Consider the following 11,672-nt stretch of genomic DNA (forward strand, 5'->3'; position numbering starts at 1 on the left):
CGTTGCATGGACGAAACACAGGATGACTTCAGTGCAGCTGAGGCTGTAGAGTGCATTCCGAATACAAACCCGTTCCTGAAACATTTGATGAAAGAATGCTTAGGAGCCGAGAATACAGGCAAACTGTCCTTTGACGAACTTGAGATTGGTAACGTTGTGGATCTCTTGAAGCATACTAAGACAGATGCTATTATTGCTGACTTCAACCGTCAGACTGGCGGTGGTCGTGAAGATCCTGTTATCCATTTCTATGAGGAATTCTTGACCGCATACGACAAGATGCAGAAAGTTCAGCGTGGAGTTTATTATACTCCGCAACCAGTTGTGAATTTCATTGTCCGCGCGGTAGATACCATCATCAAAAAGGATTTTGGCCTCGATGACGGCCTCGCTTCTACTGAAACCAAGACTATTAAAGTTATGCGACAAAGCAAGCGTCGCGTTGGGTATTACTATACGCAGGTAGAAGACACTGAAGAGGTTCCTGCTGTTCAGGTTCTTGATCCTGCAACCGGCACTGGCACGTTCATCCGGCAGACGATCTTGCAAATATATGAGAATTTCAAAGAGAAGAACAAAGGTCTTTCTCCAGATGATCTGAAGAAGGTTTGGAATGCCTATGTTCCAGAGCATCTGCTTCCCCGCATCAATGCTTTTGAATTGATGATGGCTCCATATGCTTCGCTCTTACATTGAGTTTGCTATGAATGGTGAGGCAACGCTGGCCGCTGCACACAGGAACAACAGACCTGATGATTTTGCAGATTCTATTGCTCAGTTCATTCGGGAACAAGGCTTTAGGGTGCAGCAATACGTTGGTTGCTCTGGATATAGAATTGATATTGCCGTTGAGCATCCCTCCGACACCGTAAAACAGTTTGTTGCCGGTGTTGAATGCGATGGTTTCTCGTAAGTGCGTGATGAGAATCAACAGTAAGCGATTCGTTCACGGCATTATGAAATCCAATGATCTGGATATATCAAGGACCTATACGCTGTCAGGGGAGTACCTCCAGAATAAAAACACGGCTGTATTCTCACTGGTAGACGGAGTAACCCTTCGGACAATCAAAGAGGCAGATTAAAACAGCCATGAACCTATATAACACTGCTCCTGAATTCCAGGGGAAGCTACTCCATATCTGTGAAGTCTGCGGTAGGAAAGATATTCTGACGCCACAGGAAGCATTTGACCAGGGATGGGACTATCCACCCATGATGGGACATTTCGGCGTTCTTTCTCCAAGGACATGCCCTAACTGCAATATGATGGATACAGTGTGGGCGGCAATTACGATGTTGGGCAAGAGAGTCGAGAATTTGACCGATGAGCAACAGCAAGTGATAGTGAGAATTGTTTCAGAACCGGACAGTATTCTCGTTCATGATGAATGAAAGTATTTTGCTGCTTTATCGGACTAAATTGGTCAGACACCTTGAAAAATGGGAGTTTCTTTGCTAAAATAATATAGCTGAAATTGAGCAGCACATCGATTTTATTGTACCGCAGAGAAACAGGGCACTTTTTGCCGACAATGAAGCCGCGTCTCCTTAGTCACCAAATTAGTCTCCAGATAATGCGATTGATAAAGCATTTTTTGAAATGATATGGCATCTCAGAGCCCAGAAAAATGGGTTAATGGATTTCGAGCTTTCCTTTGGTATGGAAGCCATTATGAAGGTTTTTCTGGCCTGTGGAACGATTTGACATTTTGATGGGATGCGGCCTAAAATAGTTTCCCCACAATGAAGCCCTTGGGTCAGCAGAAGAAGGATGACACAGCAAAAGCGGAAAACACTGCTGCTCCTGCTGCTGAAGCAGCTTCCGCCATTGAAGAAGTTATTGACTTCTCCAAGGTTGAGATTGAGCCTCTGTTTACGGATTTTGTTGATTTTGAGACATTCTCTAAGAGCGATTTTCGTGCAGTAAAGGTTTTGGCCTGCGAAGCAGTACCGAAGTCCAAAAAGCTATTAAAGTTCACATTGGACGACGGAACAGACGAAAACCGCACCATTTTAAGCGGAATTCATGCTTATTATGAGCCGGAAGAGCTGGTTGGGAAGACTTGCATCGCCATCACGAACCTGCCGCCTCGCCCCATGATGGGCATTGAATCCTGCGGCATGCTGATCTCAGCAGTCCATCAGGAAGAGGGAGAGGAAAGACTCCATCTTCTCATGGTGGATGACCACATCCCTGCAGGCGCAAAGCTGTACTAAAATACAGAAAAATTTGCATAGTTTTGAGTTTTACACAGCTCCTGAGAAGTTACAGCTTCTCGGGAGCTTCTTTCATTATATCAACAGTGTTGTGGCCTTGATGCTTACGTATGCCTATGTTATAATAATATAGTTATATTTATACTATGAAAGAGGCTATAAACATGAAAAAGATCATGATTGGTATTATTACCGTTTTTTTGATATTCGTGTTATGCGCAGGTTGTTCATCAACGACAAATGGTAGCAGTTCTAATGCATTGATCGTAGAAGATGGAATGATAAAGTATTCTAACAATGGCAAACTTGAAGAAGTAATTGCCTTAGAAGATTTATTGACCGGTAAGGACAATACTTCAGTTATTGGTTCAAAAGAGATCGAACTGTTTGTTGAAGATGGGTATATTGTCTGGAATTATATTGGAGAGACATCTGTCCACAAATTGATTGCAATTGAAGATCTAATAGGAAAACAGGGAGAAACCGGAGCTAAAGGTGCTACAGGAGCTACCGGTGCTCAAGGCCCTGCCGGTGCTACCGGAGCAACCGGCCCTCAAGGTGCGGCAGGAGCTGATGGATCCAGTGCTTATATTTGGGTAAAATATTTAGACAACGATCCCGGTCAATCTACTAATGAAGATTTATTAGATACCTGCAGTAATTATATGGGTATATATTATGGTACTTTAGCCAGTGCACCAAACGATATTGCCAGTTACCAATGGTATAAAATCAAAGGTGAAAAAGGAGATCAAGGTATTCAAGGTGAGCAGGGAATCCAAGGTGAGCAGGGTATTCAAGGTATCCAAGGTATCCAAGGTGAGCAGGGTATTCAGGGCGAAAAAGGTGACAAGGGAGATCAGGGTGAAACCGGTGCTCGGGGAGAGGCAGGATCTGACGGAGCAAACGCTTATGTTTGGATCAGATATTTAGCAAACGCTCCCGAAAGCTCAAACAACTCTGATTTATCAGAAAATCCAAATAATTATATGGGAATTTATTCCGGCAATTCCGATACAGCACCAACTGCAATCTCAAGTTATCAATGGTTCAAAATAAAAGGTGAACAAGGCGAAAAAGGTGACAAGGGAGATCAGGGTGAAAAAGGAGATACCGGTGAAACCGGAGCAACAGGCCCTCAGGGCCTACAAGGTGAACAGGGCAGTTTTGACCTTGAAACATATTATGATAATCTTGCTGTAGTGTCATTCAGTATTTATGGTTCATTGGATGGTTCAAACTTTTCGGCAACAAGATCATCTACTATAGCGTACGAAGGAAGCAATATCGATGTTGGAGTTGATAATGACGGCCTCAACCTCTATATTAAAAGCAGTGGTGACTACATCATAGAACTTGATGGCGTTGTCTCCTTTGATACTGCAGGTACGGGAGGATCAACAACATGGAATGTGTTGTCTAGTTTCGTTTCATCATCAGTAACCGTCAACAATGCAGATGGTTATGGTCATTTTTATGCAGTGTCAAACCAGATTGGAGGAGGACAATTTACAACGGTTCAGATCAATATGTCGAGGGACTGGGCGGGCAATATCAGTAAATACAACTGCGAACTCACATTCAAGATACATAAAAAGTAATACAGAGTTTATATCATAATATAATAACCAGTGGATGTCATCTGAAACAGGGTGACATCCTTTTCTTATGGTTTGATGCTAAATATGAAAATACATACTTATATGAATATTAGGCTCATATTCGTATGTGTTTTAAATTAATTTAATGAGATGAAAAAGTCCCATTGTTTTCAAGTTGAGAAACGTAGAGCCTTAACAAAACCGGAGAAGGAGTTATTTCTTGAATATCTGAAAAACATTCCGACCTCAAAGTATTGGTATCCGGTGTTTGCGGTTATGATTGGCACGGAACTTCGTGTTGGAGAGCTTACGGGTTTCAGAAGATGCGATATTGATTTGAAAGAAGGGATCATGGATATGAACCACACGCTGGTTTACTATGACCATCGTGCTGAGGAAAGCAAGCGTGACGGAATGCTTTAGAGCATTTACATCAATTTTTACACAAAGCACCCATGAAACGAATCGAAAATATAGTAAAGCAGGATTTTGAAAAAATCTGATTTGCGGCTTATTTTGAACTATGTTGCGTTATGGCAAGAATTGAAACGATGTCCTCAATCGTCCCCACAATGAAGCCTTTAGATGGTGCAAATAAGAAAAATGATGTTAAAAAGCCGGTTTCTGAAGCACCTGAAAAAAATGTAGAAGCTGAACCTGAAAAGATTGACTTCTCCAATGTGAAGATTGAACCAATCTTTGAGGAAATGGTTGATTTTGATACATTTGCTAAGTCTGATTTCAGAGCGGTTAAGATTCTGGCTTGTGAAGAAGTGCCGAAGTCCAAGAAGCTTCTCAAGTTCACATTAGACGACGGCGAACGGAAAGACCGTGTGATTTTAAGCGGTATTCACGAGTATTACGATCCGGAAGAACTGGTTGGAAAGACAGCGATCGCTATCGTAAATCTGCCGCCGAGAAAGATGATGGGCATCGACTCCGAGGGTATGCTGATTTCAGCGGTACATGAGGAAGATGGTCGTGAAGGGCTCAATCTTTTAATGGTTGATAACCACATTCCGGCAGGGGCGAAGCTCTATTAAGATGATGTAGGGATGCACCGTTTTATCCATAGAACGAGATGTACCTCATTTGATACAGAAAACGATGCAGAGCATCATCGGCAAAATAAATGGGCAGTCCTCAACACGGGGCTGCCCATTTATTTGTCAAGAAAAAGGGAAATTACCGATTGGTTTTTCATTGTAGCGGTTATTGAGAATAGCTATAATGTGGCTCAGAAGAGAGATGAATTATGAGTTTATGGAGATGTCAAACTAGAATGAAAACAGTTGGACTTTTATGTCTTTGCCATGAAACCCATTGGGAAATGAGGGAAGTAAAAAGCCAGTAACCTTGGGAGGGTGCGGGTCCAGGAAGCCTTGTGAAAAAGCTAAAATTCACCCACTTGCCCCAAACTTCCCCCAGATGCCGCCTTTCCATTGGGAAAGGCCAGGGGGATGGGGAGAGGGGCCCAATCCAAAACAAGCCCAATGTGTTTTTGCCGGAAAGAAAGATCAGGAGGGTATGATGAAAAGATGAAAAGAGGAGTGGTCATTCTTTTATCCCTGGCCATGTGCGCGGGCCTTTGCGCCTGTGGCAATCCACCCCAGACGGTTCCAACCGAAGAACCAGGAGCAACCTTGGACGCGGGCCAGAGCACGCCTACCCCATCTCCGGCGCCCAGCGCCCCGGAACAGGGGATCTCTGAACAGCGCGCTCGGGAAATCGCCCTGGCGGATGCGGGCGTATCGGAGGATTCCGTAACCGCCATACGCGTGAAACGGGATGTGGAGAAGGGCGTCTATGTCTACGATGTGGAGTTCTATGCCGGGGGCAAGGAATATGATTATGAGATTGCTGCAGCGGACGGCAGCATTCTGAAAAAGGACTTCGAGGTGGAGGACCATTGGTACCATGGCGGCTCCGCCCCCCAGACGGGAATTTCCCAAGAGCAAGCGGAGGAGATTGCGCTTCAGCGGGTGCCGGGCGCTCAGGCGGAGCAGATTCGGCTGAACCTGGAGATGGACGATGGGCGCATGGTCTATGAAGGGAAGATCATCCACCAGGAGCGGGAGTACGATTTTGAAATCGACGCTGACACAGGGGAGATCATCAGCTGGGAAGAGGAATCGGTTTTCGACTGAGCCCGGCTAAAAGAGGGATCCCGCGGGGATTCCATGAGAACGCAAAAGGCCTTCCGTTGGAAGGCCTTTTTTCTATTGCGTAGGGGCTATTGATCCAGGGAAACCAGGGTGTACTCCCGGCTGCCGATGCCCAAATCCGCAGCAGCCTCAATGGTATGGACGCCGTTGCGGGAGGTGATGCGCTCGATGAGGCTCTCTTTGCCGGGGTCATCGGAGGCATATACCAGATCCAAACAGGCTTGGTCCAGGGCCACCGGATCCAGGGAAGCCAGGATGCCGATGTCAGCCATCTCGGGATCGGCGGCCACGGCGCAGCAGTCGCAGTCCACCGATAGGTTGCACATGACGTTAAGGAAGGCGATGCGGCCGTCAAAGTGATCCATGATGGATTTGGCGGCGTCGGCCATGGATTCCAAGAAGGAATCGTGGTCCGCGGTCCAGATCTTTTCGGGATCCCCCGCCCCATGGATATAGGCCTTGCCATGGCTGGAGGCGATGCCGATGGAGATATTCTTCAGTGCTCCGCCATAGCCTCCCATGGGATGCCCTTTAAAATGGGACAGCACCAGGAGGGAATCATAATTGGCCAGATTGGCCCCCACATAGTTGACTTGAATCCGCTTGCCATTCGGGATGGGCAGCGCCGTCTCGCCCGCCTCATCCATGATGTCCACCTTACAGATGCCGGTCCAGCCGTGCTGCTCCATGGTAGCCCAATGCTTTTCGGTGGTATTGCGCTGTCCCTCATAGGCGGTGTTGCATTCCACTACCGTGCCGGAAACATCGTCAATGATGGGCTTTAAGAATTCCGGACGGATGAAGTTCTGGTTGCCCACTTCACCGCTGTGTAGCTTGACCGCCACAGCCCCGGGCAGCTCCCGCCCCAGCACCTTGAAAAGCTCGATCATCTTTTCTGGGGTAATCTGCTTGGTAAAATAGACGCTTGGTTTTGCCATGCCTTTGCACCTCCATAGTGATTCTCCAAAACTTCGGACGCGCTGGCCTGGGCCAGACCGCCCTCCCCCAATAATATACCATATCGGTATTCTATTTGGAAATTCCCTGCTGGCTCCTCGATTCAAAATGAAAGGGTAAGAGATGGCGTCAAGCGGCTAAAACGGGCCAAAGGGGGCCAAATCCGGCCAAATTGGAGTCATAAAAACCGCGGTAGGCCAGGGAGCCAAGCCGCGGTTTTTTGTGCGTCTTTTAAAACGGGGGGTTCCTCTAGAGGAAGAACCAGTAGTAAAGCGCCCCGCCGGTGAAGACCACGGCTAGGGTGATGCTGATCAACATCTTGGACAGAGGAGTGCTTCCGCCTTGGGGCGCCCGGTGCGCGTAGCCGTAGATGCCCAGGCCGGCTACCACCCAGGATACGGCGGCGATGAGGGGGAACACGGTCCGATAAACCGCCTCCTGCTCCTGTAAAACGGCGTAAAGGGCCAGGCCTAGAATCAAAAAGTTGCAGACGTGCTCCATAGTTTTGAGATGTTTCATTCCAATTACTCCCCTAAGAATACGATGCCCAAAATGCCTGGGCCCACATGGGTGCCGATGATGGGCCCCACGCAGAAGATGTCCACCTTCTGGCTGCCGTACTTCTCCATGACCCGCTCCCGAAGCTTTTCCGCCTCATCCAGGCAGTCGCCATGACAGATCATCACAGGCTTGTCCGGATGCTTTCCGCCCCGCTCGCCGTAGATCTCCGCCAAGCGCTTGATGGACTTCTTACGTCCGTTGACCTTCTCCATGCTGATGAGCGCGCCGCTCTCATCGATGCGGAGGATCGGCTTGATTTTCAGCATCTTTCCGGCGGCGGCTGCCGCTCCCGAGATGCGCCCACCCCGGTATAGATGGGCCAGATCGTCTACGGTAAACCAGGCCTCTACCTTGTGCTTGAAGCCGTCAATCCATCCCACCAATTCATCCAGAGGCATGCCCTTTTGATATTGCTCATAGGCGGCCAGAAGGATCATGCCTTCGCCCACTGCGGCGGACCGGGAATCCACCACTACGATCCGGCGGCCGGGATACCGGGCCATGAGCCGATCCCGGGTAAACTGGGCGTTTTCATAGCTGCTGGAAAGGGCGCTGGAAAAGCATAGGTATAGGATATCCTTTCCGGCCTTCAGATGAGGCGAAAAGGTTTCATCGTACATCAGGGTATTGATGGTGGATGTGGTGGGCATGCTTCCCTGACGCATTTGAGCGTAGAACTGGGCGTAGGGCAGGCTTTGCCCAAAATCGTCCAGATAGGGCGTGCCATCCAGGGAATAGGGGAAAGGAACGCAAACGATACCCCGCTCTTCATAATAGGACTGAGGTAAATCGCAGGTGGAATCGGTCATAAGTATATATTCTTGCATGGCAATCTTCCTCCAAGATGTGGTCGTTCAAATAGCATCAGTTTACCATGGGGAGGGGCATTTTTCAAAATAAACCGGCGATGAGGGCATTTCCCTTGACAAAAGAGGGAACCGCTGCGTAAATTATAGTAATTGGATGAAGCGGGCTTGTCCCGCCCTTGCCTGATTTCCTCTTGAAGGAGTGATTCTTGTGCAGATTTCCCGCAGAGCCCAGGCGGTAACTGGATCCCTTACCCTGGCCATCGACGCCAAAGCCAAGGCCATGGTGGCCCAGGGGGTGGACGTCATTGGATTTGGCGTGGGGGAACCCGATTTTAATACCCCTGCCCACATCGTTGCCGCCGCCAAGGAGGCCATGGACCGGGGAGAGACCCGGTATACCCCTAGTTCGGGAACCCTGGCCCTTCGCAAAGCCGTGTGCGAAAAGCTTCAGCGGCGGAATGGCCTTAGCTATACCCCCAGCCAGGTGGTGATCTCAAATGGGGCCAAGCATGCCCTTCACAACGCTTTATGCGCCATCCTGGAAGAGGGGGACGAGGTACTCATTGTGCCGCCCTGTTGGGTGAGCTATCCGGAAATGGTGAAGATGGCGGGCGGTGTGCCGGTCTATGTTGAGACCGACGCCGACGACCGCTACGCTCTGCATCTGAGCGCCGTGGAACAGGCCCTCAGCCCCCGGACTCGAGCCATTTTGCTCAATAGCCCCTGCAATCCCACCGGAGAGGTGATCCCTTGGGAGACCCTTGCCGGCATTGCGGATATAGCCCGGGAGCGGGATCTGTGGATCATCTCTGACGAGATCTATGAGGAGTTTGCTTACGATGGAGGGCTTCCTCCTTCCATTGCCACCCATAGCGAGGATGCCAAAGAGCGAACCATTCTCGTGAACGGAGTATCCAAAACTTACGCTATGACGGGCTGGCGCATTGGCTATCTGGCCTGCACCGAGCCTCTTGCCAAGGCCATCGGCAACTGGCAGAGTCACGCCACCAGTAACCCCAATTCCATTGCCCAGGCGGCAGCCCTTGCGGCCATCTCCGGCCCTCAGGACTGCGTCCAAGAGATGGTAGCGGAATTCGACCGCAGGAGAAAGGCCATGGCATCTGGGTTGGACGCCATTCCCGGCATCCAATGCCCCCTGCCCCGGGGCGCGTTCTACTGCCTGGCCAACATCTCGGACCTGTTGGGGAAATCCTATCGGGGCCGTGTCATTGAAAGCGATGACGACTTTGCCGCTATGCTTTTGGAGGAAAAGGCGGTTGCCCTGGTGCCGGGCAGCGGTTTTCTGGCGCCCGGCCACGTCCGGCTTTCCTACGCCCTATCCATGGAGGATATCCAAGCTGGGATGGAGCGTATCCGGGAATTTGTGAAGGAACTGATTTGAAAGGAGCGAATCGATGCTTGAGTTAAACAAAAGAGATAATCTGTTGGAGGAAAACGACTATAAATACCAGCTCCAGGATGTGGACGAGCCCAAACTATACCGGGAGCTGTTTGAGTATACCTCGGTGCCCAAGGTGAGCTTCAACCACCGGCTGGTGCCCCAGTATATGCCGGAGAATATTTGGATCACTGACACCACTTTCCGGGACGGCCAGCAGGCCTGTTCGCCCTTTACAGTGGAGCAGATCGTTGATGTTTACAAGATGCTGAGCCGCCTTTCGGGGCCCAAGGGCATCGTCCGGCAGAGCGAGTTTTTCCTGTATACCGACAAGGATCAGCGTGCCATGCGTGCCTGTCAGGATCTTGGCTTGCAGTTTCCGGAAATCACCACCTGGATTCGGGCCAATCCCAAGGATTTTCAGCTGGTGAAGGACGCTGGGGTGCGGGAGACGGGCATCCTCATGAGCTGTTCGGATTATCATATCTTTAAAAAGATGGGCAAGACCCGCCGGGAGGCCATGGATCTGTATTTGGGGATCGTCAAGAGCGCCCTTGACTACGGCATCAGCCCCCGGTGCCATCTGGAGGATACTACCAAGGCGGATTTCTACGGGTTTGTGGTACCCTTTGCTACCGAGCTGATGCGGCTCTCCCAGGAGAGCGGCATTCCCATCAAGATTCGGGTTTGCGATACCATGGGCTATGGGGTCAGTTACCCCGGGGCTTCCCTGCCCCGGAGTGTCCAGGGCATCATCTACGGTTTGCGCCAATACGCCGATGTGCCTCCGGAGTACATGGAGTGGCATGGCCATAACGATTTTTACAAGGTGGTCACCAATGCCGCCACCGCCTGGCTCTACGGATGCAGCGGCGTGAACTGCGCCATGTTGGGCATTGGCGAGCGGACGGGGAACTGTCCCCTGGAGGCCATGGCCATCGAGTATGCCTCCTTGCGGGGGACCACCGACGGCATGGATCTCTCGGCCATTACCGATATTGCCACCTACTTTGAAGAGGAGATCGGCATCGCGATCCCGCCCAATACCCCCTTTGTGGGCCGGAACTTCAACGTGACCCGCGCGGGCATCCACGCTGATGGCCTGTTGAAGGACGAGGAGATCTATAACATCTTTGATACGGCGGCTATCCTGAACCGCCCGGCTCTGGTAGCGGTGGACGCCTTTTCTGGTTCGGCAGGCATCGCTCACTGGATCAAGGGGTATTTCCGGTTATCCGACGAGGAGGCCATCGGCAAGCGCAGCGAACTGGCGATTCAAATGAAGGAGCGGGTAGACAAGGAATACGAGGCGGGCCGCAACACCGTCATGAGCGATGGCGAGCTGGTGGCCATGCTCCGGGAGATCGAGCCCGAGACCTATGAGCGGCTGATGAACGCAAGACGGAAGAAGAAATAACAAAGGGCCCCTTTGGGGCTCTTTGCTTTCCCGTTTGATATGGGGCGAATTGATGCTGGATCAAAACCGGAACATGTATTATAATGAGATTAAGAAGAAAACAAAATGGGGGTGCTCCAGATGATAGGATTTGTGTGCGGTATCGCCGGCTCCGGCAAGACGCGGCGCATGGTGGATATGGCCAACGCAATTTTGAACGACTCTCTGGGTAAGATCGTCTTCATCGATGAGGACTGTGACCGCATGTTTGACCTAAAACACGCCATCCGTCTGGTGGACGTGGGGGAATACAACGTACGCAAAAACGATGAGTTCTATGGATTTGTTGCCGGCATCATGGCCGGTGATTTTGATATACACACCATCTTTGTGGACAGCTTTTTGAAGTTTATGGACGGCTCTTTAACGGAGCTTCTGCCCCTTCTGGAACGCTTGGAGGCCTTGAGTGAGGCGCATAAGGTGAAGCTTATCCTCTCCATCAGCGCTGAGGAAGATGCCGTTCCCGCCTTTATCCGGGACCGCAAGGTGGCATAAGGAGGATAT

General features: G+C 50.1%; 10 protein-coding genes and 3 pseudogenes. 10 read left to right on the forward strand and 3 right to left on the reverse strand.

Annotation, left to right across the window (positions count from 1 at the left end):
* The first annotated feature begins 6 nt into the window (after window positions 1-6).
* The 7 genes and pseudogenes from KP626_RS08930 to KP626_RS08960 all read left to right on the forward strand — a co-directional run bounded on the left by KP626_RS08930 (window position 7) and on the right by KP626_RS08960 (window position 5,968).
* On the forward strand, window positions 7-696 hold the full coding sequence (locus KP626_RS08930; RefSeq protein WP_395976850.1) for an N-6 DNA methylase: 690 nt from the start codon (window positions 7-9) through the stop codon (window positions 694-696).
* Window positions 697-703: 7 nt separating this feature from the next.
* Complete coding sequence (locus tag KP626_RS08935; RefSeq protein WP_395976852.1) at window positions 704-913, forward strand: hypothetical protein; 210 nt, start codon at window positions 704-706, stop codon at window positions 911-913.
* Between the two features lie 824 nt (window positions 914-1,737).
* Window positions 1,738-2,220: pseudogene (locus tag KP626_RS08940) on the forward strand (lysine--tRNA ligase); the annotation flags it as partial.
* 164 nt (window positions 2,221-2,384) lie between these two features.
* Complete coding sequence (locus KP626_RS08945; protein ID WP_395976854.1) at window positions 2,385-3,821, forward strand: hypothetical protein; 1,437 nt, start codon at window positions 2,385-2,387, stop codon at window positions 3,819-3,821.
* Between the two features lie 147 nt (window positions 3,822-3,968).
* Window positions 3,969-4,229 (forward strand): annotated as a pseudogene (locus KP626_RS08950) (site-specific integrase); the annotation flags it as partial.
* Window positions 4,230-4,381: 152 nt separating this feature from the next.
* Window positions 4,382-4,864, forward strand: a pseudogene (metG, locus tag KP626_RS08955) (methionine--tRNA ligase subunit beta); the annotation flags it as partial.
* Between the two features lie 495 nt (window positions 4,865-5,359).
* Window positions 5,360-5,968, forward strand: coding sequence for a PepSY domain-containing protein (locus KP626_RS08960; RefSeq protein ID WP_395976856.1), 609 nt, complete (start codon window positions 5,360-5,362; stop codon window positions 5,966-5,968).
* Between the two features lie 86 nt (window positions 5,969-6,054).
* Here KP626_RS08960 and KP626_RS08965 read toward each other — a convergent pair whose 3' ends face one another.
* The 3 genes from KP626_RS08965 to KP626_RS08975 form a co-directional block, all read right to left on the reverse strand.
* Window positions 6,055-6,924 carry a DUF362 domain-containing protein gene (locus tag KP626_RS08965; protein ID WP_395976858.1) on the reverse strand — a complete coding sequence of 290 codons (870 nt, stop codon included), beginning with the start codon at window positions 6,922-6,924 and terminating at the stop codon, window positions 6,055-6,057.
* Between the two features lie 268 nt (window positions 6,925-7,192).
* Complete coding sequence (locus KP626_RS08970) at window positions 7,193-7,462, reverse strand: hypothetical protein (protein ID WP_395976860.1); 270 nt, start codon at window positions 7,460-7,462, stop codon at window positions 7,193-7,195.
* Window positions 7,463-7,467: 5 nt separating this feature from the next.
* On the reverse strand, window positions 7,468-8,331 hold the full coding sequence (locus KP626_RS08975) for a DegV family protein (protein WP_395976862.1): 864 nt from the start codon (window positions 8,329-8,331) through the stop codon (window positions 7,468-7,470).
* Window positions 8,332-8,521: 190 nt separating this feature from the next.
* On the opposite strand from KP626_RS08975, the gene KP626_RS08980 reads away from it, so the two are divergent.
* The 3 genes from KP626_RS08980 to KP626_RS08990 all read left to right on the forward strand — a co-directional run bounded on the left by KP626_RS08980 (window position 8,522) and on the right by KP626_RS08990 (window position 11,663).
* Window positions 8,522-9,715, forward strand: a complete 1,194-nt coding sequence (locus KP626_RS08980; RefSeq protein ID WP_395976864.1) for a pyridoxal phosphate-dependent aminotransferase — start codon at window positions 8,522-8,524, stop codon at window positions 9,713-9,715.
* Window positions 9,716-9,728: 13 nt separating this feature from the next.
* Window positions 9,729-11,129 carry a 2-isopropylmalate synthase gene (locus KP626_RS08985; RefSeq protein ID WP_395976866.1) on the forward strand — a complete coding sequence of 467 codons (1,401 nt, stop codon included), beginning with the start codon at window positions 9,729-9,731 and terminating at the stop codon, window positions 11,127-11,129.
* Between the two features lie 120 nt (window positions 11,130-11,249).
* A complete protein-coding gene (locus tag KP626_RS08990) occupies window positions 11,250-11,663 on the forward strand; it encodes a hypothetical protein (RefSeq protein WP_395976868.1) in 414 nt (137 codons plus the stop codon).
* The last annotated feature ends 9 nt before the right edge of the window (window positions 11,664-11,672 follow it).

It is taken from the genome of Christensenella sp. MSJ-20, from assembly GCF_044357945.1.
Lineage (GTDB): Bacteria > Bacillota > Clostridia > Christensenellales > QAND01 > QAND01.